This is a genomic window from Mycobacterium angelicum, assembly GCF_002086155.1.
GTDB classification, from domain to species: domain Bacteria; phylum Actinomycetota; class Actinomycetes; order Mycobacteriales; family Mycobacteriaceae; genus Mycobacterium; species Mycobacterium angelicum.
Genome location: NZ_MVHE01000025.1, coordinates 13,783 through 40,162 on the forward strand (window position 1 = coordinate 13,783; position 26,380 = coordinate 40,162).

At 65.5% G+C, this 26,380-nt stretch carries 22 protein-coding genes and 1 pseudogene; 8 read left to right on the forward strand and 15 right to left on the reverse strand.

Annotated features, from left to right (window positions below; genetic code table 11):
- Window positions 1–5 precede the first annotated feature (5 nt).
- Both ripA and BST12_RS15975 read right to left on the reverse strand, forming a co-directional pair.
- Window positions 6–1,421 carry an NlpC/P60 family peptidoglycan endopeptidase RipA gene (ripA, locus tag BST12_RS15970; protein WP_083114097.1) on the reverse strand — a complete coding sequence of 472 codons (1,416 nt, stop codon included), beginning with the start codon at window positions 1,419–1,421 and terminating at the stop codon, window positions 6–8.
- 256 nt (window positions 1,422–1,677) lie between these two features.
- On the reverse strand, window positions 1,678–2,235 hold the full coding sequence (locus BST12_RS15975) for an Rv1476 family membrane protein (protein ID WP_083114098.1): 558 nt from the start codon (window positions 2,233–2,235) through the stop codon (window positions 1,678–1,680).
- A 303-nt stretch (window positions 2,236–2,538) separates the two neighbouring features.
- On the opposite strand from BST12_RS15975, the gene BST12_RS15980 reads away from it, so the two are divergent.
- Window positions 2,539–5,358 carry an aconitate hydratase gene (locus BST12_RS15980; protein WP_139801715.1) on the forward strand — a complete coding sequence of 940 codons (2,820 nt, stop codon included), beginning with the start codon at window positions 2,539–2,541 and terminating at the stop codon, window positions 5,356–5,358.
- 21 nt (window positions 5,359–5,379) lie between these two features.
- The gene (locus BST12_RS15985; protein ID WP_083114099.1) at window positions 5,380–5,943 is read left to right on the forward strand and encodes a TetR/AcrR family transcriptional regulator; all 564 of its coding nucleotides are present in this window, start codon (window positions 5,380–5,382) and stop codon (window positions 5,941–5,943) included.
- A gap of 6 nt (window positions 5,944–5,949) precedes the next feature.
- On the opposite strand, the gene BST12_RS15990 is transcribed toward BST12_RS15985, so the two are convergent.
- From BST12_RS15990 to BST12_RS16015, 6 genes are all read right to left on the reverse strand, one after another.
- Window positions 5,950–6,141 (reverse strand): helix-turn-helix domain-containing protein, encoded by a 192-nt coding sequence (locus tag BST12_RS15990; RefSeq protein WP_083114100.1) that lies wholly within the window; start codon window positions 6,139–6,141, stop codon window positions 5,950–5,952.
- Window positions 6,142–6,202: 61 nt separating this feature from the next.
- Window positions 6,203–7,831, reverse strand: coding sequence for an ABC-F family ATP-binding cassette domain-containing protein (locus BST12_RS15995; protein ID WP_083114101.1), 1,629 nt, complete (start codon window positions 7,829–7,831; stop codon window positions 6,203–6,205).
- 9 nt (window positions 7,832–7,840) lie between these two features.
- The gene (locus BST12_RS16000; protein ID WP_211281286.1) at window positions 7,841–8,689 is read right to left on the reverse strand and encodes an enoyl-CoA hydratase; all 849 of its coding nucleotides are present in this window, start codon (window positions 8,687–8,689) and stop codon (window positions 7,841–7,843) included.
- On the reverse strand, window positions 8,686–9,039 hold the full coding sequence (trxA, locus tag BST12_RS16005) for a thioredoxin (protein ID WP_083114103.1): 354 nt from the start codon (window positions 9,037–9,039) through the stop codon (window positions 8,686–8,688). Before trxA ends, BST12_RS16000 begins: the two co-directional genes overlap by 4 nt.
- Before the next feature lie 43 nt (window positions 9,040–9,082).
- Window positions 9,083–9,445, reverse strand: a complete 363-nt coding sequence (locus tag BST12_RS16010) for a thioredoxin domain-containing protein (protein ID WP_083114104.1) — start codon at window positions 9,443–9,445, stop codon at window positions 9,083–9,085.
- A gap of 18 nt (window positions 9,446–9,463) precedes the next feature.
- Window positions 9,464–11,446 carry a heavy metal translocating P-type ATPase gene (locus tag BST12_RS16015; protein ID WP_083114105.1) on the reverse strand — a complete coding sequence of 661 codons (1,983 nt, stop codon included), beginning with the start codon at window positions 11,444–11,446 and terminating at the stop codon, window positions 9,464–9,466.
- 299 nt (window positions 11,447–11,745) lie between these two features.
- Between BST12_RS16015 and BST12_RS34270 the strand changes: the two genes are divergently transcribed.
- The 3 genes from BST12_RS34270 to fmdA all read left to right on the forward strand — a co-directional run bounded on the left by BST12_RS34270 (window position 11,746) and on the right by fmdA (window position 16,539).
- Complete coding sequence (locus BST12_RS34270) at window positions 11,746–12,852, forward strand: PE family protein (protein ID WP_083114106.1); 1,107 nt, start codon at window positions 11,746–11,748, stop codon at window positions 12,850–12,852.
- Between the two features lie 109 nt (window positions 12,853–12,961).
- Window positions 12,962–14,791: an acyl-CoA dehydrogenase gene (locus BST12_RS16025; RefSeq protein WP_083114144.1), complete on the forward strand. Its 1,830-nt coding sequence runs from the start codon at window positions 12,962–12,964 to the stop codon at window positions 14,789–14,791.
- A 476-nt stretch (window positions 14,792–15,267) separates the two neighbouring features.
- On the forward strand, window positions 15,268–16,539 hold the full coding sequence (fmdA, locus tag BST12_RS16035; RefSeq protein WP_083114108.1) for a formamidase: 1,272 nt from the start codon (window positions 15,268–15,270) through the stop codon (window positions 16,537–16,539).
- Between the two features lie 21 nt (window positions 16,540–16,560).
- Here the strand turns inward: fmdA and BST12_RS16040 are convergent, their stop codons facing one another.
- From BST12_RS16040 to BST12_RS16070, 7 genes and pseudogenes are all read right to left on the reverse strand, one after another.
- A complete protein-coding gene (locus BST12_RS16040) occupies window positions 16,561–16,908 on the reverse strand; it encodes a metal-sulfur cluster assembly factor (protein ID WP_083114109.1) in 348 nt (115 codons plus the stop codon).
- A pseudogene (gene sufU, locus BST12_RS16045) lies at window positions 16,868–17,363 on the reverse strand (Fe-S cluster assembly sulfur transfer protein SufU). The gene BST12_RS16040 and the pseudogene sufU overlap by 41 nt, the downstream one beginning before the upstream one ends.
- Entirely contained in the window at window positions 17,360–18,613 is a 1,254-nt protein-coding gene (locus BST12_RS16050; RefSeq protein ID WP_083114111.1) for a cysteine desulfurase, read from the reverse strand. The pseudogene sufU and the gene BST12_RS16050 overlap by 4 nt, the downstream one beginning before the upstream one ends.
- A 12-nt stretch (window positions 18,614–18,625) precedes the next feature.
- Entirely contained in the window at window positions 18,626–19,408 is a 783-nt protein-coding gene (gene sufC / locus BST12_RS16055; protein WP_083114112.1) for a Fe-S cluster assembly ATPase SufC, read from the reverse strand.
- Window positions 19,405–20,574: a Fe-S cluster assembly protein SufD gene (gene sufD, locus BST12_RS16060; RefSeq protein ID WP_083114113.1), complete on the reverse strand. Its 1,170-nt coding sequence runs from the start codon at window positions 20,572–20,574 to the stop codon at window positions 19,405–19,407. Before sufD ends, sufC begins: the two co-directional genes overlap by 4 nt.
- Entirely contained in the window at window positions 20,571–22,013 is a 1,443-nt protein-coding gene (sufB, locus tag BST12_RS16065; protein WP_083114114.1) for a Fe-S cluster assembly protein SufB, read from the reverse strand. The genes sufD and sufB overlap by 4 nt, the downstream gene beginning before the upstream one ends.
- Window positions 22,010–22,894 (reverse strand): helix-turn-helix transcriptional regulator, encoded by an 885-nt coding sequence (locus BST12_RS16070; RefSeq protein ID WP_083114115.1) that lies wholly within the window; start codon window positions 22,892–22,894, stop codon window positions 22,010–22,012. Before BST12_RS16070 ends, sufB begins: the two co-directional genes overlap by 4 nt.
- A gap of 46 nt (window positions 22,895–22,940) precedes the next feature.
- Here BST12_RS16070 and mptB point away from each other — a divergent pair, with 46 nt between their 5' ends.
- The 3 genes from mptB to BST12_RS16085 are packed head-to-tail and all read left to right on the forward strand — an operon-like array spanning window position 22,941 to window position 26,355.
- Window positions 22,941–24,647 carry a polyprenol phosphomannose-dependent alpha 1,6 mannosyltransferase MptB gene (gene mptB, locus BST12_RS16075; RefSeq protein ID WP_083114116.1) on the forward strand — a complete coding sequence of 569 codons (1,707 nt, stop codon included), beginning with the start codon at window positions 22,941–22,943 and terminating at the stop codon, window positions 24,645–24,647.
- Window positions 24,644–25,585, forward strand: coding sequence for an ABC transporter ATP-binding protein (locus tag BST12_RS16080; protein ID WP_083114117.1), 942 nt, complete (start codon window positions 24,644–24,646; stop codon window positions 25,583–25,585). The genes mptB and BST12_RS16080 overlap by 4 nt, the downstream gene beginning before the upstream one ends.
- Before the next feature lie 59 nt (window positions 25,586–25,644).
- The gene (locus BST12_RS16085; RefSeq protein ID WP_245850349.1) at window positions 25,645–26,355 is read left to right on the forward strand and encodes an ABC transporter permease; all 711 of its coding nucleotides are present in this window, start codon (window positions 25,645–25,647) and stop codon (window positions 26,353–26,355) included.
- The last annotated feature ends 25 nt before the right edge of the window (window positions 26,356–26,380 follow it).

Sequence of the window (26,380 nt, forward strand, 5' to 3'; positions counted from 1 at the left end):
CCTCGTTAGTACTCGATATAGCGGACCACGAAGGGCGTCATGCCGCTGGTGCGCACCGGCGCGGTACGCACTTTCAAACCGATGTCGGGAGCCTCGAGCATCTGGCCGTCGCCGAGGTAGATCGTCACGTGCTGGCTACCGCCGGGGCCGTAGAAGATGACGTCGCCGCGGCGCATCTGCGACGTTGGGATCTTGCGGCCCAGGTTGTACTGCGAACCCGAGTAGTGCGGCAGCTTGATGCCCACTCCGGCGAACGAGTACAGAACAAGCCCCGAGCAGTCGAAGCCGGTGATATTGGCCCCGGAGTCGATTCCATGGCTGGGGCCGGCCGCGTTGCCACCGCCCCAGGAATAAGGAACACCGATCTGGGACATGCCGCGCCGGATCACATACTCGGAAGCCTGCCGCCCGTAAACGCGTGGAATCCGGCTTGGGGTGGCCGCGGTGGGGGCCGCATTCGTGATGCCGGTGTCGGTGGGCTTGAGGATGCCCAACTGCTGCAGGAAATTGCGCCCCATTTGGGCTGTGACCTGCGCCGAGGTCGCCGAATAGCCGAGCACCTGGTTGACCACCGCGATCGGGTCGCCCGGGATGTTGGCGCTGGGGATCTGGGGCAGCGTAGGGTCCCAGCCGTCCCAGTGCCGGCCGCCGCCCGGGCCCGATCCCGTGTCCCACATGTTTGGCGGCATGCCCTGTCCGCCGGAGGAGGTCCAGGCGACGAGTTTGGCCGCTTGGAGTTTGGCTTCGGCCTCGTCGCGCTCGGCAGCCAGTCGGTTGACCTCGTCGCGCTGCTGGTCGAACGTGCGCTGCGTGTCGGTCAGGGCCGCGACGGCGGCGTCTTGGCTGGACTTCGCATCGGCGGCGGCCTTGTCGGCCTTCTCCTTGGCCAGCCGCGCCGCCGATTCCTTATTCACCTGCTCGGTCCGGGCCCGCTGCAAATTGGCCATCACCGTCTGCGCGCTGGCGGTCAACGTCCGAGTCGCGGTCGCGGCGGCGATCATGTCGTCGGGACTCTTGGCGGTGAGATAGCTGTCCGACGGACCGTTCATATAGGTGGCGGCCGCAAACGTGTTGAACCGGCGCTGCGCCGCGGCGATCGCGTCATTGGCGTCCTTGACCGAGTGCTGGCTCACCTCGAGCGCGTGCTGGGCCTCGGCCGCGTTCTCCCGCGCGGTCTCGACGGCGACCATGGCCTTGTTGACGCTCTCCTGCTCCGTCTGCACCGCAGCGCTGAGGTCTTCCAAGCGCTGATTGGCCTTGGCGACATTGGCTATCAGGACGGCCATGGCGTCGGCATTGGGGTCCGCGTGCACCAAACCCGGCGTGCCCATCAACAGGGCGATGCTCACCACCGAAGGAATGGCCGGGCGCACGAACCTGGCGGCCGTTCGCGAAGCGGAGCTGCTGCGGGTCCGTCTCATTCGCTCAGGTCTCCTATGGGCTCAAAAATGGACGGACAGCGCCAGTTTTCACCGAAAAGCGCCAAAGGCATCACAAGCATCATTTGCACCGTACGTCACAACTGACGCTAAAGAAACGTATGTCACCGCTAAAGAAACGTATGTCACAAAGTGCACCCGGGACGTGCGATGAATGTGACCGAACGGTTATCTAGGGAGTTTGCCGAAATAGGCGGCAAGCTTGTGCGGCGGCACCAACCTTAGCGGATTTACCTGCTTAGATGCCCGAGCTTGGCTCTTCTGCCGCGACTGTGGCAGTTCCAGTGGATGTTGCTGGTTGCCTACTGCGCAGCTGCCGGAAGCGGGTGCCGACGGCCGCTGCCAACACACCAATCAGTACGAAAATGGTGAACGCAGTCCAGGGAAACTCCGGGGTAGTCAACTCATTCAAAAAGTTCTGCGCAGAGTGCACCGCGTTGCCCGTCTTGGAATGGTCCTCGCCCGCTTCCAGCGTGACCCGCGGGTAGTGCGTGCTGTAGCTGCCGACGTAGCTGGGGCTCAATGCCAGGACGGTGGCGTCGGGATAGTCGGCGCCGACGACGGTGGCGATATCGCGCAGGGGTGTGTCGTTGGGCGGGTTGTGGTCGAGCAGGACGATCTTGAGGTCGATGCCGTGGTCGTGCGCCTCGTGGACCACGCCGAGCAATCCCGGCACATCTGCCGGTGGTGCGCTTACGCCGACCGCGGCGACTTGCGACTTGACCGCGTTCATGTCGACGTCTTGCGGAATGTATGCCGGCAGAAACGGAATGATCTGGGGTTCATGGCCGGTCATCGCGTCGCTCCTCCAACTGAATTAAGAAGCACCGTACCTGTCGCCCGCGGCGCCGCTTCCGCGACACATACGCCAGGCACACGACTCGCCGACGCGGGGGTGCGTAGCTTATGTCTCGGCGCGGCGGCGTGAGATCTGGATTTCGAGGGTTTGCAAGATGCGCTCCTTGGAGAAGACTGACAATCTGCGCGTGCCACACAATGCAGGACAAGCGTACTGTTAAAGTGGCTCGCGTATTTGAAGGCAATCGAAGCGCCCGTCGGCACGGCCCGTCGACGGAAGAACTTAATCCTGGGAGTTGATGTGACTAGCAAAGATTCGGAGAATTCGTTCGGAGCCCGTGACACCCTGAAGGTCGGTGACAAAAGCTACGAGATCTATCGTCTCGACGCCGTCCCCAATACCGAGAAACTCCCCTACAGCCTCAAGGTCCTCGCCGAAAACCTGCTGCGCAACGAGGACGGCAGCAACATCACCAAAGACCACATCGAGGCGATCGCGAACTGGGACCCCAACGCGGACCCCAGCATTGAGATTCAGTACACGCCCGCCCGTGTCGTGATGCAGGACTTCACCGGCGTGCCCTGCATCGTCGACCTGGCCACCATGCGTGAGGCCATCGGCGATCTGGGCGGCAAGGCCGAGAAGGTCAACCCGCTGGCGCCGGCCGACTTGGTGATCGACCACTCGGTGATCGCCGACCTGTTCGGCCGGGCCGACGCCTTCGAGCGCAACGTCGAGATCGAGTACGAGCGCAACGGTGAGCGCTATCAGTTCCTGCGCTGGGGGCAGGGCGCTTTCCGCGACTTCAAGGTGGTGCCGCCGGGCACCGGCATCGTGCACCAGGTCAACATCGAATACTTGGCCAGCGTCGTCATGGACCGTGATGGCGTGGCATACCCCGACACGGTCGTGGGCACTGACAGCCACACCACGATGGTCAACGGCCTGGGCGTGCTGGGCTGGGGCGTGGGCGGCATCGAGGCCGAGGCCGCGATGCTCGGCCAGCCGGTGTCGATGCTGATCCCGCGGGTGGTCGGCTTCAAGCTCACCGGCGAGATCCAGCCGGGCGTCACCGCTACCGACGTGGTGCTGACCGTCACCGAGATGCTGCGCAAGCACGGGGTGGTCGGCAAGTTCGTCGAGTTCTACGGTCAGGGCGTGGCCGAGGTGCCACTGGCCAACCGCGCCACCCTGGGCAACATGAGCCCCGAATTCGGTTCCACCGCAGCGATTTTCCCGATCGACGAAGAGACCATCTCGTATCTGAAGTTCACCGGACGCAGCGAGGAACAGCTGGCGCTGGTCGAGACCTACGCCAAGGAGCAAGGTCTCTGGCACAACCCGGAGCACGAGCCGGCCTTCTCCGAATACCTGGAGCTCGACTTGTCCGACGTGGTCCCGTCGATCGCCGGGCCGAAACGTCCCCAGGACCGCATCTCGTTGGCAGACGCCAAAGCTACGTTCCGCGAACAGATTTGCGATTACGTCGGGGACGACCCGGACAAGAAGGAGTACTCGAAGCTCGACGAGACGGTCGACGAGTCCTTCCCGGCCAGCGACCCGGGGCAGCCGTCGAACGGCCATGCCGACGATCACGCCGACAAGGTGCAATCGGCGGCTGCGCACGCCAAAGGCCGGGTGAGCAACCCGATTACGGTGAAGTCCGAGGAATACGGCGAATTCGAGCTCGACCACGGCGCGGTGGTGATCGCCGCGGTCACGTCGTGCACCAACACCTCCAACCCCGAGGTGATGCTGGGCGCGGCGCTGCTGGCCCGCAATGCGGTCGAGAAGGGCCTGGCGTCCAAGCCGTGGGTGAAGACCACCATGGCCCCCGGCTCACAGGTGGTCAACGACTACTACGACAAAGCCGGCCTGTGGCCGTATCTGGAGAAGCTCGGCTTTTACCTCGTCGGCTACGGCTGCACAACCTGTATTGGCAACTCGGGCCCGCTGCCTGAAGAGATCTCAAAAGCGGTGAACGACAACGACCTTTCGGTCGCGGCCGTACTCTCCGGCAACCGCAACTTCGAGGGCCGGATCAACCCCGACGTGAAGATGAACTACCTGGCGTCGCCACCGCTGGTCGTGGCCTACGCACTGGCCGGAACCATGGACTTCGACTTCGACTCGCAGCCGCTGGGCAAAGACAAAGAAGGCAACGATGTCTACTTGAAGGACATCTGGCCGTCGCAGAAGGACGTGTCCGACACCATCGCCTCGGCGATCAACCAGGAGATGTTCACCAAGAACTACGCCGACGTGTTCAAGGGCGACGAGCGGTGGCAGAACCTGCCGACGCCGAGCGGCAACACCTTTGAGTGGGACTCAGAATCGACCTACGTGCGCAAGCCTCCGTACTTCGAGGGGATGTCCGCTGACCCCGAGCCGGTCAAAGACATCAAGGGCGCCCGGGTACTGGCGCTGCTCGGAGATTCGGTAACCACCGACCACATCTCCCCCGCCGGTGCCATCAAGCCGGAGACCCCGGCAGCGAAGTACCTCGACGAGCACGGAGTGCAACGGAAGGACTACAACTCCTTCGGTTCCCGGCGCGGCAACCACGAAGTGATGATTCGCGGCACGTTCGCCAACATCCGGCTGCGCAACCAACTGCTCGACGACGTATCCGGCGGCTACACCCGCGACTTCACCAAAGATGATGCCCCGCAGGCGTTCATCTACGACGCGGCGCAAAACTATGCCGAACAGGGCATTCCGCTGGTGGTGCTGGGCGGCAAGGAGTACGGGTCCGGTTCGTCGCGTGACTGGGCGGCCAAAGGCACGCTGCTGCTGGGCGTCCGAGCGGTGATCACCGAGTCGTTCGAGCGCATCCACCGGTCCAACCTGATCGGCATGGGCGTAATCCCCCTGCAGTTCCCCGAGGGCAAATCCGCCAAGGAGCTGGGTCTGGACGGCACCGAGGTGTTCGACATCACCGGTATCGAAGAGATCAACAACGGCAAGACGCCCAAGACGGTGAAGGTCAAGGCCAGCAAGGACTCCGGCGATCCGATCGAGTTCGACGCGGTGGTGCGCATCGACACCCCGGGCGAAGCGGACTACTACCGCAACGGCGGCATTTTGCAGTACGTGCTGCGCAACATGCTGAAGTCCTAACCAGGCGACCCACGCCCTGGCATGCCTAAAGTCAGCGAGGATCATCTGGCGGCTCGCCGCCGCCAGATCCTCGACGGCGCTCGCCGATGCTTTGCCGAACACGGCTACGACAGAGCCACGGTCCGGCGTCTCGAGCAGGCGATCGGGATGTCGCGCGGCGCGATCTTCCATCATTTCCGGGACAAGGACGCGCTGTTCTTCGCGCTGGCCCATGAGGATGCCGAGCGGATGGCCGACGTTGCCTCCCGCGAGGGACTCATCCAGGTGATGCGCGACATGCTGGCCGCTCCAGAACAGTTCGACTGGCTGGCCACCCGGTTGGAGATCGCCCGCAAGCTGCGCAACGATCCCGAGTTCAGCCGCGGCTGGGCAGAGCGTTCGGCGGACCTGGCCGCGGCGACGCACGATCGGCTGCGCCGGCAGAAGGAGGCACACCGGGTGCGCGAGGACGTTCCCGGTGACGTGCTGCAGTCCTACCTGGAACTGGTGCTGGACGGTTTGGTAGCCCGGCTGGCGTCCGGTGAAGACCCGCGGCGACTCTCCGCGGTCCTCGATCTGGTGGAGAACTCGGTGCGGCGCAACTAGATTCGGCTAGCGCGGCCTGGCTCGGTGGTTGGGGCCGCCGCGGCTACGCATCGTGGTACCCGACTCGCGCAGCATGCTGTGCACCGATCCGTAGGACCGGCCGGTGGTGGCAGCAAGGTTGCGGATGCTGGCGCCGCCCTCGTAGGCGTTGCGCAACTCGCGCATCAGCTGATCGCGCGTCTTCTTCGACTTACGCATGGCACTTAGGGTAAGAACCTGCTGCCCCGGACGGGCCGCTTTTGCGCGAATACCCGGTACGTCAGGCCAGCTCGATGAGATCCCGGTACTCGTCGGACCAATAGTCTTCGGTGCCGTCGGGCAACAGCACCACGCGTTGCGGGTCGAGCGCCTCCGCCGCCCCGGGGTCGTGCGTCACCAACACCACCGCGCCCTGATAGCTGCGCAATGCGTCGAGCACCTGCTCACGCGAGGCCGGATCGAGGTTGTTGGTCGGTTCGTCGAGCAGCAACACGTTGGCGGTGGACGCCACCAACCCGGCCAGCGCGAGGCGGGTCTTCTCGCCGCCGGACAGGGTGCCCGCGGGCTGGTCGAGCTGCGGGCCGCTGAACATGAACGCACCCAGCAGGCCCCGCAGGTCCTGTTCACCGGATTCGGGTGCGGCGTGCCGAATGTTCTGCCACACGGTGTCGTCGTTGTCGAGCGTGTCGTGCTCCTGCGCAAAATATCCAATGCGCAAACCATGCCCGGGTTCCAGGCCACCGGTGTCAGGCTGCTCGACGCCGGCCAGCAATCGCAGCAGCGTGGTCTTGCCGGCTCCGTTGAGCCCAAGCACCACCACGCGGGAGCCGCGGTCGATGGCCAGATCGACACCGGTGAACACTTCGAGCGATCCGAACGTCTTACTCAGCCCCTTGGCCACCAGCGGGACACGGCCGCACGGGGCCGGGGTGGGGAACTTGATCCGGGCCACCTTGTCGGCGACGCGCTCCTCGTCCAAAGCGGCCATCATGCGGTCCGCACGGCGCAACATGTTCTGTGCCGCAACGGCTTTGGTGGCTTTGGCGCCCAGCTTGGCGGCCTGGGTCCGCAGTGCGGCGGCTTTGCGTTCGGCGTTGGCGCGTTCCCGGCGGCGACGCTGTTCGTCGGTGGCCCGCGCGTCGAGGTACTTCTGCCAGCCCATGTTGTAGACGTCCATCTCGCCGCGGACCGCGTCCAAGAACCAGACGCGGTTGACGACATCGCCGATCAGGTCGACGTTGTGGCTGATCATCACCAGTCCGCCGGTGTGGGTGCGCAGGAAATCGCGCAGCCAGCCAACCGAATCCGCGTCGAGGTGGTTGGTCGGCTCGTCGAGCAGCAACGTCGTGGAAGACCCTGCGCCGGTGTCGGAGGCGGCGAACAGGATGCGCGCCAGCTCGACCCGTCGGCGCTGGCCGCCGGACAGGGTGCGCAGTTGCTGTGTCAGCACCCGTTCAGGCAGCCCCAGGCTCGCGCAGATGCGGCCCGCTTCGCTCTCGGCGCCGTAGCCGCCCAGCGCGACGAAGCGCTCTTCGAGTTGACCGTAGCGGCGGATGGCGCGGGCGCGGGCGTCGTCGTCGGCAACCTCGGCCATCAACGCCTGCTGCTTCTCCAAGTCGGTCAGCAGCACGTCGAGTCCGCGCGCCGACAGCACCCGGTCGCGAGCCAGCACCTCGAGATCGCCCTCTTTGGGATCCTGTGGCAGATAACCGATTTCACCGCTACGAGCGACCGACCCGGCGTACGGCTGGCCCTCTCCGGCCAGGATGCGCAGGGTCGTGGTCTTGCCCGCACCGTTGCGCCCGACCAGCCCAATCCGGTCGCCGGGCTGGATACGCAGGTCGGGGCCATCGGGCGAGAGCAGGATGCGCGCGCCAGCGCGGACCTCGAGGTCCGTGGCCGTGATCACAATCGCTCCCTATTTGTCGTCAGTGAATACCGGCGGACGCCTCTCTGCGCGCGCGGCAACCGCTTCTTCGAAGTTGGCGGTCAGCAGCCGGACGAAAAGCTGACCCAGGCCCTCGGCCTGCATATGCCCTTCCAAGCTGGCGGCGTCCAGTCCACTCCACAGCGTACGTTTGGTCAACTCAATTCCCGGGCGGGAGAACGCCGCCATCCGGGCCGCGATCGCGTAGCAGGTGTCCAGCAGCTGGCCCTCGGGCACCTGACACGACACCAGCCCGATCCGTTCGGCCTCCTCGGCGCTGACATCGCGCCCGGTCAGCATGATCTCGAACGCCCGCGACGATCCGATGGCCCTGGGCAGCAGGTAGCTCAGCCCCAGCTCGCTGGCGGTCAGCCCGTTGTTGATGCCGGCGGCGCGGAAATAGGCGGTGGTCGAGGCCACCCGGATGTCGGCGGCCAGCGCCAGGCACAGCCCGCCGCCGATGGCGGGGCCGTTGACGGCGGCAATCACGGGCTGGTGCAGCCGCCGCAGCGCGAGGATGACGTCGTCGAGCAACTCCATCGACCGCAGCGCGTACGTGGGCCGGGTCAAATCCTCGACGTGCGGCACGGCTCCGGCGGATTTGTGGTCCGCGCCCGAAGAAAACCCGCGACCGGCCCCGGTCAGCACCACCACCCGCACGGCGTTGTCGTAACTGACTCGCTCCAGGGCCTCCTTCAGCGGCACCATGACGTCGAAGGCCATGGAGTTCATCCGCTCAGGCCGATTGAGGGTGATCAGCGCAATCTCGGGCCGGGGGTTCTCAACAAGGACCAGACTCACGCTGGAAACGGTAGCCCAAGCGCCAGCGATCGCCCCTATTCGGCGGGTGCGCCCGCGTCTTCTGGGACCTCGTAGTCCTTGAGCTGCTGGATGAGGTCCTCCAGCGCCGCGGGAGGAAGCGCGCCGGCCTGATTGAACAGCAGCTGGCCCTTCTTGAAGGCCATCAGCGTCGGGATGGACCGGATCTGCGCGGCCGCTGCCAGCTCCTGCTCGGCTTCGGTGTCAACCTTGGCGAACACCACGTCGGGATGCTTCTCCGAGGACGCCTTGAATGTCGGCGCGAAGGCACGACACGGGCCACACCAGGAGGCCCAGAAATCGACGAGCACCATGTCGTTGCCATTGACGGTTTCATTGAACTGCGCGGCAGTGAGGTCTTGGGTAGTCACGCCAGCCCTAACGACAGACGGCGCTGTTCTTGTTCCCCACCGGTCATAACAGGCCCCGCTGAGCCGCGGCCGGGTCAACTCCGAACTCGTATGCGCGCAGCTGCCGCACCAGATCCCCCATGACCGACGGGTTCGCGATGCCGGCTTGTTTGAACACCAGTTTGCCCCGCTTGAAGGCCATCAGCGTGGGCAGCAACTTGACCCCGGCGAGCTCCACCAGGTCCGTCTCGGTTTCGTAGTTCACCTTGCCGTGGACGACGTCGAAGTGTTTGTCGGACGAGCCCTCGTAGGTGGGCGTGAACACGTCGCAGGGGCCACACAGCGGCGCCCAGAAGTAGACCAGCACATTCTCATTGGCATCGATGGTGTGCCGGAAAACCGCTGCCGTGAGGTCTCGGGTACCCACGACCAGGAGCCTACGACGTCAGCGGGAGGGGCAGGAGGGGGATGCCGCAGCCCGCCAGGACCGGTTGGTCAGCAGCCGCATGCCGTTGAGCGCGACCAAGACGGTGGATCCTTCGTGACCGGCCACCCCCAGCGGTAGCGGCAGCTGCCCGAACAGATCCCACAACACCAGCACGCTGATAAAGGTGGCCGCGATGGCGAGGTTGGCCGTCACCACCCGCCGTGCGTGCCGGGCCAGCCCGATGATCGTCGGGATGGTGTGCAGCTCGTCGCGCACGGTGACGCCGTCTGCGGTCTGCAGGGTGAGGTCGGCTCCGGCCCCCATGGCGATGGAGGTGCGGGCCGCGGCCATCGCAGGGGCGTCGTTGACGCCGTCGCCGACGACGAGCACCCGGTGTCCGCCGGCCTCGAGGGCCCGGACCGCCTCCACCTTCTGCTCGGGCAGCAGTGCCGCACGGACGTCGGTGATTCCGGCGTGCAGCGCGACGCGCCGGGCGGCGCGCCCGTTGTCACCGGTCAGCAGCACCGGCGGAGCCGAGGTCAACGCGGTCAACGAAGCCACCGACCGCGCGGCGTCCGGGCGAACCTGATCGGTGAGTCCGAGCACGCCCACCGCTATCCCGTCGACCAGGACGATGGCGGCGGTGGCCCCGGCCTCCTCGATCTGCGCCAGTTCGGGCGGCGGGCTACCCCGGTAGCTGTGCGGGCTGCACACCTCGACGAACTCACACCCCACGGTGGCGCGCACGCCGCGGCCCGGCAGCGCCCGGAAATCCTCGGCGGGCAAGATGGCGATGCCTCGGCAGCGAGCTTCCTCCACGATGGCCCGCCCCAGCGGGTGCTCGCTGGATTGTTCTGCGGCAGCGGCCAATTGGAGGAGACGGTGGCTGTCGACCGTGTCGGGGTCAAGTGGCTGCAGAGTCGTCAGCCGCGGGACGCCGCAAGTCAGGGTGCCCGTTTTGTCCAGCGCCACGATGCTGGTGTCGGCGAGGTGTTCGACGACGACGGCGGATTTGACGAGGACTCCGTGCCGGCCCGCGTTGGCGATCGCCGAAAGCAGCGGCGGCATGGTGGCCAGTACCACCGCACAGGGTGAAGCCACGATCATGAAAGTCATGGCGCGCAGCAGGACCTGCTGCGGATGGCCACCCATCATCAGCGGGATGACGATGAGGGCGAGCGTTACCGTCACCATGCCCAATGAGTAACGCTGCTCGATCTTCTCGATGAACAGCTGAGTTTTGGCTTTGGTGGCCGAGGCTTCGGCGACCAGCTCGACCATTCGTGCCACCACGGTCTGAGACGGGTCGCGCGCGACGACCAGCTGCAGCACACCCGATCCGTTCAGGGTGCCGGCGAATACCTCGTCGCCGGTTTCCTTGGCCACCGGCATCGATTCGCCGGTGATCGAGCGCTGGTCCACCTCCGAGTCCCCGGACAGCACCAGCCCGTCGGCCGGTATCCGCTCCCCCGGCCGCACCACCACGTGGTCGCCGATCGTCAGCTCGCCGGCCCCGATGACCCGCTCCGTACCGTCGTATTCGATCAGCACGGCCTGATCCGGCGCGAGATCCAGCAGCCCCTTGACCGAGTCGGCGGTGTGTTTGGTGGCCACGTCGTCGAGTGCACCGGACGTCGCGAAGATGACGATAAGCAGTGCGCCGTCGAAGATCTGCCCGATCGCGACCGCACCGATGGCGGCGACGATCATCAACAGGTCGACGTCGAGGGCCTTATTGCGCAACGCCTGTGCACCTGCCCATGCCGAACCCCAACCGCCGGCCAGATAACAGCTGAGATACAGCGTCCACCAGACGGTTTGGGGCGCACCGTTGCACTGCGCTGCCAGCCCGGCCAGAAACAGCGCCAGCGCGGCCGCCGCCCAGCGCACCGACATCACCGACCACAGCGCCGCCCGCCAACTCAAAGGCCGGGCAATTGCACTGGGAACGCGGTCGAAAGAAGCCTCTTGGGCGGTCACTTCGAGAGCGGTCAAAGTCATTCCGGCGGCCTCACAGGGGGGTGGGACTTCCTCAGGATGAACCGAGTCTAGGGACGCAGCGATCGCCGGAAATCTCGATTGCATTGCGGTATGCGATTGAATTGGTCACTGGCACAAGGCAAGCGGGCAACGCCCGGTTTGAGGTCTCTTCAGCCGCCCGCCCGGGCAGCGCGCAGCGGATTGAATTTGCGCGTGCGCAACGAAAATTCATTTTGGGCGGGTTCGAAAAATCGAAAACCACGGCGAACGAAAAGGGATAAGATTTTTCGGTCGCTGGCGCTTCACTGGGGAGGTTCGGGATGTCGTTCTTGCTCGCTAACACGGAATCTGTGTCGCAGGCGGCCGGAAATCTGGCCCGCATCGGTTCGGCGCTCAGCGCCGCCAACTCGGCAGCGGCGGCCCAGACCACCGGCGTGGCAGCCGCGGCCGCCGATGAGGTGTCGGCCGCCGTCGCGGCATTGTTCGGTGCACACGGCCAGAACTTCCAGGCGGTCAGCGCGGACGTCGCGGCCTTCCACGACCAATTCGTACGCAACGTGTTCGGCGGCGCTCAGGCCTACGCGACCGCCGAGGCCACCAACTTCGGCATCTTCCAGCCGATTGCCGATCTGATCAACGCGCCCGCTCTGGCGGCGTTCAACCGGCCGTTCATCGGTAACGGCGCGGACGGCACCGCGGCGAACCCGAACGGGCAGGCCGGCGGAATCCTGTTCGGCAACGGCGGTAACGGCTTCTCGCCGGGCGTCGCCGGGAAAGCCGGCGGTAGCGGCGGCGGCGCGGGGTTGTTCGGCAACGGCGGCGCCGGCGGTGTCGGCGGAGCGGGCGCGAACGGCGGCAACGGCGGCTGGGGCGGGTTCCTGTACGGCAACGGCGGTGCCGGCGGCACCAGTGGTGGCGGCGGCGGCGCCGGCGGTATCGGCGGCTCCGCACTCCTGGTCGGGTCCGGCGGCTTCGGCGGTATCAGCCCCAACGGCATGGGAGCCGGCGGCGCCGGCGGCAACGGCGGGGTGCTGTACGGCAACGCCGGCGATGGCGGCAGCAGCTTCCTCGGCGGCGGCGGTGACGGCGGAAAGGCCTATCTGCTGGGCGGCGGCGGTAACGGCGGCGACGCCCTCTCCGACGGCAGGGCCGGGGCCGGCGGCAACGCGGGTCTGCTGTTCGGCAGCGCCGGCTTCGGCGGCACCGGCTTCTCCAACGCCGACGGCGGCGCCGGCGGCCAGGGCGGTCTGTTCAGCAGCGGCGGGGCGGGTGGCAACGGCGGGCCGTTGGCCGGCAACGGCGGAAACGGCGGCAACGCGATATTGATCGGCAACGGCGGCGCCGGCGGCCACGCCGGAGCCGGCGGTACCCCCGGAACCGGCGGCACGGGCGGGCTACTCTTCGGCCAGCGCGGCGCCAACGGCTAGTAATACCAGGTCAACGCGCCGTAACAATGGTTACGGTTGCGTACGTTTTCTCCACTCGTAGAAACTAGGCCCGGTTACGGGCCGATCCACGTGAGTGAAGGGAACCGCATTGGGGCACTACATCGCCAACGTCCGCGATCTTGAGTTCAACCTGTTTGAGGTGCTTGAGATAGGCGCCGTTCTCGGCGAGGGCCGCTACAGCGATCTTGATGTCGACACGGCCCACACGATATTGTCCGAGGCCGCTCGCCTGGCCGAAGGTCCGATCGCCGAGTCCTTCGCCTTCGCCGATCGCAACCCACCGGTGTTCGATCCGGCAACGCACTCCATCAGCGTGCCGGACGAGTTGATCAAGACGGTGCAGGCGATCAAGGATGCCGAGTGGTGGCGCCTGGGCCTGGCCGAGGAGATCGGCGGCATGCCCGCGCCGCCGCCCCTCACCTGGGCCGTCAACGAAATGATCTTCTGCGCCAATCCGTCGGCGTCCTTCTACCTGCTCGGCCCCGTGATGGCCAATGCGCTTTACATCGAGGGCAACGAGCAGCAGCGCAAGTGGGCGGCGATGGGCGTCGAGCGTGACTGGCAGTCCACCATGGTGCTCACCGAACCCGACGCGGGCTCCGATGTAGGTGCCGCGCGCGCCAAGGCTTTCGAACAACCCGATGGCACCTGGCACATCGAGGGTGTGAAGCGGTTCATCTCCGGCGGCGACGTCGGGGACACCACCGAGAACATCTTCCATCTCGTCCTGGCCCGGCCCGAAGGATCCGGCCCGGGTACCAAGGGATTGAGCCTGTTCTACGTTCCCAATTACCTTTTCGATCCCGACACCTTGGAACTGGGTCCGCGCAACGGCGTGTACGTGACCGGGCTGGAACACAAGATGGGGCTGAAGTCCTCCCCCACCTGCGAGCTGACCTTCGGCGCCACCGATGTGCCGGCCGTCGGCTACCTGGTCGGCGACGTGCACAACGGGATCGCGCAGATGTTCACCATCATCGAGCACGCTCGCATGACGATCGGCGTCAAGTCGTCGGGCACGCTGTCGACGGGATACCTGAACGCGCTGGCTTACGCCAAGGAGCGCATCCAGGGTGCCGACCTGACCCAGATGACCGACAAGACCGCGCCGCGGGTCACCATCATGGCCCACCCCGACGTGCGGCGCAGCCTGATGACCCAGAAGGCCTACGCCGAGGGGCTGCGGGCGCTGTATCTGTATGCCGCCGCGCACCAGGATGCCGAAGTGGCGCAACGTGTTTCGGGCGCGGACCCCGATCTGGCGCACCGCGTCGACGATCTACTGCTGCCAGTGGTCAAAGGCGTGGGCTCAGAACGTGCCTACGAAATCCTGACCGAGTCGCTGCAGACGCTGGGCGGCTCCGGCTTCCTGGTCGACTATCCCATCGAGCAGTACATCCGCGACGCCAAGATCGATTCGCTCTACGAGGGCACCACGGCCATCCAGGCGCTGGATTTCTTCTTCCGCAAGATAATCCGCGACCACGGCCAGGCCCTTCAGCACGTGACGGCCCAAATCAGCCGCACCATCGAGAACATCGATGAGTCACTGAAGCCGGAAGCCGAGCTGCTGCAGACCGCACTCGACGATTGCACGGCGATGACCGGTGCGCTGACCGGGTATCTGATGTCGGCCGCGCAGAATCCCACCGACATCTACAAGGTGGGGCTCGGGTCGGTGCGGTATCTGCTGGCGATCGGCGACCTGCTCATCGGCTGGCGACTGCTGGCGCAAGCGAATGTCGCTCGTGCCGCCTTGTCCGACGGGCCGTCCGCCAGCGATGAAGCGTTCTATCAAGGCAAGATCGCAGTCGCGGCGTTCTTCGCGAGGAACATGCTGCCGAAGCTGGGTGGGGTACGCGCCGTCATCGAGTCCATCGACGACGACATCATGCGTGTCTCCGAAGACGCCTTCTGAGGTTTGTCGGCGGGACCCTCAGGCGCCAATCTGGTCTGCGCCGTTAGTGGCGCGGCAGTTTGCGGTGTAGTGGGTTAGTGGTCACCTTCGCCCCTGTGGATTGAGCGGGTGGCAAGCGGTTGACGACGTCGGGTACATCGGCGGTGGCGCGGGTGCGGTCGTGGAGTCGCATCGCGGTAGAGCGGCCGATGCCGATCATGGGCGCGGTGGGAATTCTTGTGGCCACGCCGGCGCAGTGCGGGCAAACGGCGCTGTCGGGTACTGCCGCCATCCGATGCTGCTCAGCAAATCTCGGGCAGCCCTGCGTGCAACGGAACACATAGCTCGGCATGCTGGCGACTATAAAGCCTTGGCGCCGGACGTGTGCTGCCAGAAGATCATCAGGACCATCACAGTCAGCCACCAACCTCGAATGAAACGGTCGTGCGCAAGCCTGATTCCAATCGATTCGTCGCGAGCTGACCAGAGAGTGCAAAGTGCCCGAACTGCTTTTCCCGCTGGATTCAAGTAAGAAGTTCAACGAGCAACAGATTATAGGCCACAATCGTTGGCATCCAGATATTCCGGCGGCCGTCACGGTGAAGCGCGATTCCACATTCCGTGCGCATTGTCGCGAGTGGTTCGACGGGGCCATCCACAACGACGATTCGGCCGAAGACATCCTCAATGCTCCGCTAAAAGGCGTGCATTGCCTGTCCGGCCCATTCGCGATCGAGGGTGCCGAGCCGGGCGACCTGCTTATCGTGGACATCCTTGATGTCGGTCCTATCCCCCAAGAAGATTCCGGTCCGCTGGCCGGACAGGGCTGGGGATACACCGGAATTTTCGCCAAACTCAATGGCGGTGGATTCCTCACTGATCAATTTCCCGATGCCTACAAGGCGATCTGGGATTTCTCCGGGCAAAGTGCGACTTCGCGGCATGTTCCCGGGGTCAAGTACACCGGCATCGTGCATCCCGGCCTGATGGGAACAGCCCCATCCGCGCAGTTGCTGGCGAAGTGGAACAAACGCGAGGGTGCACTCATCGAGACCGACCCGCACCGAGTGCCGCCTCTGGCGCTGCCGCCGGAACCCGAGGACGCCATTTTGGGAACGCTGAGCGGCGACGAATTCGGCCGTGTCGCTGCCGAAGCGGCCCGCACGGCACCGCCCCGCGAGAACGGCGGAAACCAGGACATCAAGAACCTCACCAAAGGCACCCGGGTGTTTTACCCGGTCTTCGTGCCCGGTGCGAATCTGTCGGTCGGCGACCTTCACTTCTCGCAGGGCGACGGCGAAATCACCTTCTGCGGCGCGATCGAAATGGGCGGGTTCATCGACTTGCATGTCGACGTGATCAAAGGGGGCATGGAGACCTACGGAGTCTATGAGAATGCGATATTCGTGCCGGGGAACACCGACCCTCTGTACTCGCAATGGATCGCATTCTCGGGCACATCGGTGACGCTGGATGGCGAACAAAAGTATCTCGATTCCGATCTCGCATACAAACGCGCATGTCTACACGCGATCGACTATCTGACCAAATTCGGCTACAGCCCCGAGCAGGCGTATCTGCTTCTTGGATCTGCCCCCATTGAAGGCCGTCTATCGGGTGTGGTGGACATACCGAATTCGTGCGCCACCGTCTATATTCCAACAGCGATTTTCGATTTCCCGGTGCTTCCGTCCGCGGCCGGGCCACATCAAATCGATCCCGGCATCGGGGCGCCACGCGCCAGCTTCAGCGCCGGCACAAAGGCATGATCGCAGGCCTGGTCGTGCGATTCAGACGGTGAAGCCGAGCGCCCGTAGTTGCTCGCGCCCATCCTCGGTGATCTTGTCCGGACCCCACGGCGGGTTCCAGACCCAATTGATCCGAATCTCGTCGACCAGACCACTGCCGACCAGCGCGCTGCGCGACTGGTCCTCGATTACATCGGTCAGCGGGCACGCGGCTGACGTCAGGGTCATATCGATCAGCGCGACGGTTCCCTCGTCGCCCTCCTCTACATTCAAGCCGTAGACCAGCCCGAGATCGACCACGTTGATGCCCAGCTCGGGGTCGACGACGTCGCGCATCGCCTCCTCGACGTCAGCCAGGAATTCCTCGTCGGGTGCGGCGGTTTCGCTCATTTATCGACCTCCTCGAGGGCTTGGGCCAGGGCATCTTTGAAAGCCATCCAGCCGAGCAGCGCACATTTGACCCGCGCCGGGTATTTGGCCACTCCTGCGAACGCTACTCCGTCGCCCAGGACTTCCTCGTCTCCCTGCACGGTTCCGCGCGAGGAGATCATCGCGGTGAAGGCGTCGAGGGTTCTCAGCGCTTCCGGCACTGATTGGCCGATCACCTGCTGGGTCAACACCGAGGTGGCTGCCTGGCTGATCGAACAGCCCTGGCCGTCATAAGAGATGTCGTCGATGGTCTCGCCGTCTTCTGACAGCGCAACTCTTAACGTGACTTCGTCGCCGCAGACCGGGTTGACGTGATACACCTGCGCGCCGAAGGGCTCGCGCAGGCCGCGGTGCTGTGGGTGTTTGTAGTGATCGAGGATCACGTCCTGGTAGATGTTTTCCAGCCGCAAAGTCAGTCTCTCCCAAAGAAATCCAGCGAACGACGCACGCCGGCCACCAGCCGGTCCACCTCGTCGGCGGTGTTGTACACCGCGAACGAGGCCCGTGCCGTGGCCGCCAGACCGAACCTGCGGTGCAGCGGCAACGCACAGTGATGTCCGACTCGCACCGCCACACCGTCGTCGTCGAGCACCTGCCCCACGTCGTGGGCGTGCACGCCGTCGACGATGAACGACACCGGCGAACCGCGGTCCTGCATTTCAGTGGGCCCGATGATGCGCACACCGTCGATACCGGAGAAGCCCTCGATGGTCTTGGCCACCAGTTCGCGCTCGTGGGCCTCGACAGCGTCCATGCCGATGGCGTCGAGGTAGCGAGCCGCGGCGGCCAGCGCGACCACCTGTGACGTCATCGGAGTACCGGCCTCGAACCGCTGTGGCGCCGGCGCGTAGGTAGACGCTTCCATGGTCACCGTCTCGATCATCGACCCGCCGGTGAGGAACGGGGGCATCTTGTCGATGAGTTCACGCCGGCTATACAGCACGCCGATTCCGTTGGGGCCCAGCATCTTATGGCCGGAGAAGGCGGCGAAGTCGACATCGAGTTCGTGGAAGTCGACCGGCTGGTGCGGCACCGACTGGCAGGCGTCCAGCACGGTCAGCGCGCCGACCTCTTTGGCGCGGCCGACCAGCTCGGCGACCGGCGCCAGCGCACCGGTTACATTCGAATGATGGCTAAAGGCAACGACTTTGACGCGACCATCCAGTTGCAGGCTGTCCAGGTCGATGCGCCCGTCTTCGCTGACACCGTACCAGCGCAGGGCGGCTCCGGTGCGCCGGGCCAGCTCCTGCCACGGAATCAGGTTGGCGTGATGTTCGAGTTCGGTGGTGACGATGACATCGCCCGGACCGACAGTCCGCTCGAAACGGCTGTCTCCCAACGCATATGACACCAGGTTGAGCGATTCGGTGGCGTTCTTGGTGAACACCAGCTCGTCGCTGTCGGCGCCGACGAATGCGGCGATGTCGGCACGGCCCTGCTCGTAAGCGTCGGTAGCCTCTTCCATCAACTGGTGTGCGCCGCGATGTACACCTCCGTTGGAGGTGACGAGAAACTCGCGCTCGGCATCGAGAACTTGCAGTGGCCGCTGCGACGTCGCGCCGGAATCCAGGTACGCCAACTGATTTCCGCCACGCATGACCCGCTTCAGGATCGGGAAATCCGCCCGGATCGCCGCGAGGTCCAGCGGGGTCACTTGCGCCGTCACGTCAGGCCCCTGTCAGACTTTCTCAGCCGCCGCTTGGGTGAAGCGCTCGTAGCCATTCTGTTCGAGTTCGTCGGCCAGCTCAGGTCCACCGGATTCGGCGATGCGGCCGCCGACGAAGACGTGCACGAATTCCGGATGGATGTAACGCAGGATGCGGGTGTAGTGGGTGATCAGCAGAAGCCCGCCATGCTCGGCTTCGGCATACCGATTCACGCCCTCGCTGACCACCCGCAGCGCGTCGACGTCCAGGCCGGAGTCGGTCTCGTCGAGGATGGCGATCTTGGGCTTAAGCAGTTCCAGCTGCAGGATCTCGTGCCGCTTCTTCTCACCGCCGGAGAAGCCCTCGTTGACGTTGCGTTCGGCGAAGGCCGGGTCGATGTCGAGTGCGCCCATCGCGGCCTTGACTTCTTTGACCCAGTGCCGCAGCTTGGGGGCCTCACCCCGGATCGCGGTGGCCGCCGAACGCAAGAAGTTCGACACCGAAACGCCGGGCACCTCGACGGGATACTGCATGGCCAGAAACAGTCCGGCACGCGCCCGTTCGTCGATGCTCATCGCCAGCACGTCAGCGCCGTCCAGCGTGATCGATCCGGACGTCACCTGGTATTTGGGATGGCCCGCGATGGCGTACGACAGGGTGGACTTGCCGGAGCCGTTGGGACCCATCAAGGCATGCGTCTCACCGGATTTCACGGTCAGGTCGACGCCCTTGAGGATGGGTATTTCGCGCTCCCCTTCGGCGGCGTTGGGGTTGTCGACGCTGACGTGCAGGTCGTTGATTTCCAGGGTCGTCATGAGGCGATTGATCTCGATTCCGTGATTTCTAGCTCGTGTTCGATGGCTGTGGTGAGGCGTTCGCGAACCTCGGGCACCGCGATCTTGGAGATGATTTCGCCGAAGAAGCCGCGGATCACCAGTCGCCGGGCTTGTTCTTCGGGAATGCCACGGGAACGCAAGTAGAACAGCTGCTCGTCGTCGAAACGGCCAGTGGCACTGGCGTGTCCGGCCCCGGCGATCTCGCCGGTTTCGATCTCGAGGTTGGGCACCGAGTCCGCACGGGCGCCGTCGGTGAGCACCAGGTTGCGGTTCACCTCGAAAGTGTCGGTACCAGTGGCCTCGGCGCGGATCAGCACGTCGCCGATCCAGACGGTGTGCGCGTCGGGCAGCGACGACGCCGGATCTCCTTGCAGCGCACCTTTATACAACACGTTGGACTTGCAGTCGGGGTACGCGTGGTCGACCAGTAGCCGGGACTCGAGGTGCTGGCCGTCGTCGGCGAAGTACAGACCCAGCAGTTCGGCGTCGCCCCCGCTTGCGGTGAACCGGACGTTGGCCGTCAGCCGGACCACTTCGCCGCCCAGCGTGACAGCGACGTGGCGCAGCACCGCATCCTTGCCCAGCCGGGCGTGCTGGGCGCTGAGGTGGACGGTGTCGTCGGCCCAGTCGGCGATCCACACCACGGTGAGCCGGGCGGCGTCGCCGACGACGAATTCGACGTTGTCGGCATAGGTTCCGCTGCCGCGGTGGTCGATGACCACGACAGCCTCGCCCAGTTCCTCGACCCTGATTTGCAGATGTCCGTAGGCCACCGCACCTTCGCCGGGGCCGGTGACGGTGATGTTCACCGGCTCGACCACCTGGGTGTCGCGACCGACCGTAACCAACGTGGCGGAGTTGAACGACGAAAACGCTTGGGCCGCAACCCGGTCGGCCGGTATGCCGGCTTGTCCGAGCCGCTCGTCGCCACGGCGGACCGTTTCGGTCTGGACGCCGGGGTGCTCGCTCACGGTGATCTCCGCCGTGCCGTTGGCTTTGGCGGAGCCGTCGTGCAGCCCACGCAATCGCTTCAGTGGGGTGAACCGCCAGAGTTCGTCGCGGCCGTGCGGAACCTCGAAAGCGTCAACATCGAACGACGCGAACAGCTCGCCCTTGTTCAGAGCGGCTTTAGTAGGGACGGTCATCCGACCGCGCCCTCCATCTGCAGCTCGATCAGCCGGTTGAGCTCCAGGGCGTACTCCATGGGGAGTTCCTTGGCGATCGGCTCGACGAAGCCGCGCACGACCATGGCCATGGCCTCGTCCTCGGTCAGCCCGCGGCTCATCAGGTAGAAGAGCTGGTTCTCGCTGACCTTGGACACGGTGGCCTCGTGACCCATGGTGACGTCGTCCTCGCGGATGTCGACATACGGGTAGGTGTCGCTGCGGCTGATCGTATCGACCAGCAGCGCATCGCATTTCACGCTCGACTTGGAACCGTGGGCGCCCTTGTTCACTTGCACCAGCCCGCGGTAAGAGGTGCGGCCACCGCCACGCGCAACCGATTTGGACACGATGTTGCTCGACGTGTTGGGAGCCAGGTGCAGCATCTTGGCGCCGGTGTCCTGGTGCTGGTCTTCGCCGGCGAACGCCACCGACAACACCTCACCCTTGGCGTGCTCGCCGGTCATCCAGACCGCCGGGTACTTCATGGTCACCTTGGACCCGATGTTGCCGTCGATCCACTCCATGGTGGCGCCCGCTTCGGCGCGGGCGCGCTTGGTGACCAGGTTGTAGACGTTGTTCGACCAGTTCTGGATTGTCGTGTAACGGCAACGGCCACCTGGCTTTACGATGATCTCGACCACCGCGGAGTGCAGTGAATCCGACTTGTAGATGGGCGCGGTACAGCCCTCCACATAGTGGACGTAAGCGTTCTCGTCAACAATGATCAGAGTTCGCTCGAACTGGCCCATGTTCTCGGTGTTGATCCGGAAGTAGGCCTGCAGCGGGATGTCGACGTGCACGCCGGGCGGAACGTAGATGAAGCTGCCGCCTGACCACACGGCGGTGTTCAGCGCGGAGAACTTGTTGTCGCCGGCCGGGATGACGGTGCCGAAGTATTGCTTGAAGATCTCGGGGTGTTCCCGCAATCCCGTGTCGGTGTCCAGGAAGATGACGCCCTGGGCCTCCAGGTCTTCCCGGATCTGGTGGTAGACCACCTCGGATTCGTACTGCGCGGCTACTCCAGCGACCAACCGCTGCTTCTCGGCTTCCGGGATGCCCAGCCGGTCGTAGGTGTTCTTGATGTCCTCGGGCAAGTCATCCCAAGACGCGGCCTGCTTCTCGGTCGAGCGCACGAAGTACTTGATGTTGTCGAAGTCGATGCCTTCCAGGTTGGAACCCCAGTTCGGCATCGGCTTGCGGTCGAAGATCCGCAGCGCCTTGAGCCGGGTCTGCAGCATCCAGTCGGGCTCGTTCTTCTTCGAAGAGATGTCGCGGACCACCGCCTCGGACAACCCACGCTGCGCGCTGGCGCCCGCGACGTCGGAGTCCGCCCAGCCGTAGCCGTAGTTACCCAGCGACGCTATCGCCTCTTCCTGGGTCAGCGGCTCAACGACGGTCTTGCTGGCCTCGAGTGTCATGTGGACGCTCCTCTGGTGCTTGTTGTGTCGATCATGGTGCGCCGCTCTCCCCCGCAAGCGGGAGGTGCCCCCACCTCATCGCTTCGCGATGCATCGTCGGCGGCGCGGCGCGGGCTGGGCGCCCCACTGGGTGGCATTGCAAGTGGCACGTGGGTGGTGCAGGCGCAGTCGCCGTTGACGATGGTCGCCAGCCGCTGCACGTGGGTTCCGAGCACCTCGGCCATGGCCTGCTGCTCGGCTTCGCACAACTCTGGGAATTCCTCGGCTACATGCGACACCGGGCAGTGGTGCTGGCAGATTTGCACACCGTGGATCGGTCCGCCCACCCGGGTGGTGCTGGCGACGTAACCGGCGTCGGTCAGCGCACCGGCGATCCGCTCGGCCGCGGCCTCGACCGCCGCGTCTTCGGGGCCGTCGGCAACCGCGACGCCGGACAGGATGGCGTCGATGCGGCGGCGCGCGAACGTGCGCACCGCGTCCTCGCCGCCGATTTCCCGCAGTTGCCGGATAGCCGCGGCCGCCAGATCGTCGTAAGAGTGGTCGAGTTTTGCCCGCCCGTGGGACGTCAGACGGTAGCGCTTGGCCGGACGCCCACGACCCACCTGTTGCCAGGCCGCCGCCGCCGCGGATTCGGCGTCACCGGCATCGATCAGGGCGTCGAGGTGACGGCGGACACCGGCAGCCGATAGGCCCAGGCGCTCACCGATCTCGGAAGCGGTGATCGATCCGGATTCCAGCAATAACCGCACGATGGCGCGGCGAGTGTGACCATCCGTTCCGGCAGCAGCGGCTGCAGGCACAGCAGCATCCAGTTCGGATTGGATTTTCACAACACCAGTGTGACGCAATTCCAGCGCCCGGTCTAGGAAGGGTGCCCTCACGTGACGAGCGCAACAGCGGTTCCGCACGTGCGGCTAGTCTGCTTTGATGGCAGCCCGCCACCACACGCTGAGCTCGTCGATCGCCAGCTTGCACGGCGACGAGCAGACGGTGGGCTCGCCACTCAATTCAGCCGAACTCACCGCGCTGCGGCGCACCCGGCTGTTCGGCGCAACGGGCACCGTGCTGATGGCGATCGGCGCGCTCGGCGCCGGAGCCAGACCGGTCGTCCAAGACCCCACCTTCGGCGTCCGGCTGCTCAACCTGCCGTCGCGCATCCAGACGGTCTCGCTGACGATGACCACCACCGGCGCGGTGATGATGGCGCTGGCCTGGTTGATGCTGGGCCGGTTCGCCCTGGGCAAGCGGCGCATGTCGCGCGGCGACCTCGACCGCACCTTGCTGTTGTGGATATTGCCGCTGCTGATCGCGCCGCCGATGTACAGCAAGGACGTGTACTCCTACCTGGCCCAGAGCGAAATCTCACTGGAGGGCCTCGACCCCTACCGGGTGGGCCCGGCCTCCGGCCTGGGGCTTGGCCATGTATTCACCCTGTCGGTGCCCAGCCTGTGGCGGGAGACCCCCGCGCCATACGGTCCGCTGTTCTTGTGGATCGGACGCGGCATTTCCGCACTGACCGGGGAGAACATCGTCGCCGCGGTGTTGTGCCACCGCCTGGTGGTGCTGATCGGTGTGGGGTTGATCGTGTGGGCGACGCCGCGGCTGGCGCGCCGCTGCGGCGTCGCCGAAGTGAGCGCCCTGTGGCTGGGCGCGGCCAACCCGTTGCTGATCATGCACCTGGTTGCCGGAATCCATAACGAGGCGCTGATGCTCGGCCTGATGCTGACCGGCGCCGAATTCGCACTGCGCGGCATCGATTCTGCGCACCTGCGGCCCTCATCGTGGCGGCTCGGCCCGGATTGGGAACCGTTGGGCATGTTGCTGGGCGGCTCGATCCTGATCGTGCTGTCGTCGCAGGTGAAGCTGCCCTCGATGCTGGCAGTGGGTTTTGTCACGATGGCCCTGGCCTTCCGCTGCGGGGGCACCTTTAAGGCGCTGCTGCTGGCCGGCGGCGGCATGGCCGGACTGTCCCTGGCGGTGATGGCCCTCGTCGGCTGGGCCAGTGGGCTCGGGTTCGGCTGGATGTACACCCTGGGCACGGCCAACGTGGTGCGCAGCTGGATGTCGCCGCCGACACTGCTGGCCCTGGGCACCGGACAGGTGGGGATCCTGCTGGGCCTGGGCGATCACACCACCGCGGTGCTGTCGCTGACCCGTGCCATCGGCGTGCTGATCATCATGGTGATGGTGTGCTGGCTGTTGCTGGCGGTGTTTCGCGGCCGGCTGCACCCAATCGGCGGCCTCGGTGTGGCCCTAGGCCTGACGGTGTTGCTGTTTCCCGTCGTGCAGCCCTGGTACCTGCTGTGGGCGATCATTCCGTTGGCCGCGTGGGCGACCCGGACGGGGTTCCGGGTGGCCGCGATCATCGTCACCCTCATCGTCGGCATTTTCGGCCCGACGGCCAACGGCGATCGCTTCGCGCTGTTCCAAATCGTGGACGCCACGCTGGCAAGCGCCCTGATCGTGGTGGTGCTCATCGCGCTGACATATCACCAGCTGCCGTGGCGCCGATTGCCAGAGGAAAACGACGAACCGAACCAGGCGATCGCGGTGCCCGCCGCCCAGGTGACAGACACCCCGAGGGCCACCCCTCGTTCCGAGGCGGCGCCCGACGCCTACGCTGACTCCACGTGAGCTCGCCCCCACACTCCCGCGAAGTCGTCGTTCGGCTGCGCGGGGTGGGCAAGCAGTACGGGGCCGTCACGGCAGTTTCTGGCCTCGATCTGGAAGTACACGCCGCCGAAGTCATGGCCCTGCTGGGCCCCAACGGCGCCGGTAAGACCACAACCGTCGAGATGTGCGAGGGCTTCGTCCGTCCGGATGCGGGCACTATCGAGGTGCTCGGGCTGGACCCCATCCGGGACAATGCCCGTTTGCGCGCACGCATCGGCGTGATGCTGCAAGGTGGCGGTGGTTATCCGGCGGCACGCGCCGGGGAGATGCTGAAACTGGTCGCGGCTTATGCCGCCGACCCACTGGATCCCGATTGGCTGCTGGAGACCCTGGGCCTCACCGAAGCGGCCCGCACCACCTATCGACGGCTCTCCGGTGGACAGCAGCAACGGCTGGCGCTGGCCTGCGCGCTGGTCGGCCGTCCCGAACTGGTGTTCCTCGACGAGCCCACCGCGGGCATGGATGCACACGCGCGTCTGCTGGTGTGGGAGCTGATCGATGCGCTGCGCCGCGACGGCGTCACCGTGGTGTTGACCACCCATCAGCTCAAGGAGGCCGAAGAACTCGCCGACCGCCTGGTCATCATCGACCACGGGGTGACCGTGGCCGCCGGAACACCGACGGAATTGATGCGCAGCGGCGCCAAAGACCAGTTGCGGTTCACCGCGCCGCCACGGCTCGACCTGTCGTTGTTGGCCGCCGCTCTGCCGGAGGATTACAAGGCCACCGAGGTGACGCCGGGCGAGTACCTGGTCGAAGGCCCGGTCGACCCGCAGGTGCTGGCGACGGTTACCGCCTGGTGCGCACGCATCGACGTACTGGCCACCGACATGCGCGTCGAGCAGCGCAGCCTCGAGGATGTGTTCCTAGATCTCACCGGCAGGAAGTTGCGATCGTGACCGACGTGTTCCCCGCGGGAACGTTCGCCCCCGACCCGCGCCCCAATGCGGTGCCCAGGATGCTGGCCGCGCAGTTCGGTTTGGAGCTCAAGCTGCTGCTGCGTAACGGCGAGCAACTGCTGCTGACCATGTTCATCCCGATCACACTGCTGGTCGGGCTCACCCTGCTGCCGCTCGGGTCGTTCGGACCGCACCGCGCCGCCACTTTCGTTCCGGTCATCATGGCGCTGGCAGTGGTGTCCACCGCATTCACCGGCCAGGCGATAGCGGTCGCGTTCGACCGCCGGTATGGGGCTCTGAAACGCCTAGGGGCGACGCCACTCCCGGTTTGGGGAATCATCGCGGGCAAGTCGCTGGCGGTGGTAGCCGTCGTATTTCTGCAGGCAATCATCTTGGGCAGCATCGGTTTTGCGCTGGGTTGGCGGCCGGCGGGGGCGGCACTGGCGTTGGGCGCGGTGGTCATCGCGCTGGGCACCGCGGGTTTTGCGGCACTGGGCCTGCTGCTCGGCGGCACGTTGCGCGCCGAGATCGTCCTGGCCGTCGCCAACCTGATGTGGTTCGTCTTCGCCGGGTTCGGCGCCCTGACGCTCGAGACCGACATGATCCCGGCCTCGGTCAAGTGGCTTTCCCGGTTGACGCCGTCGGGCGCACTGACCGAGGCGCTGTCGCAGGCGATGATCCTGTCGGTGGATTGGTTCGGGATCGTCGTCCTGGCGGTGTGGGGCGCGCTGGCGACGCTGGCCGCGCGGCGCTGGTTCCGGTTCACCTGAGTCGGTTGACTGCTGTTCGCGACAC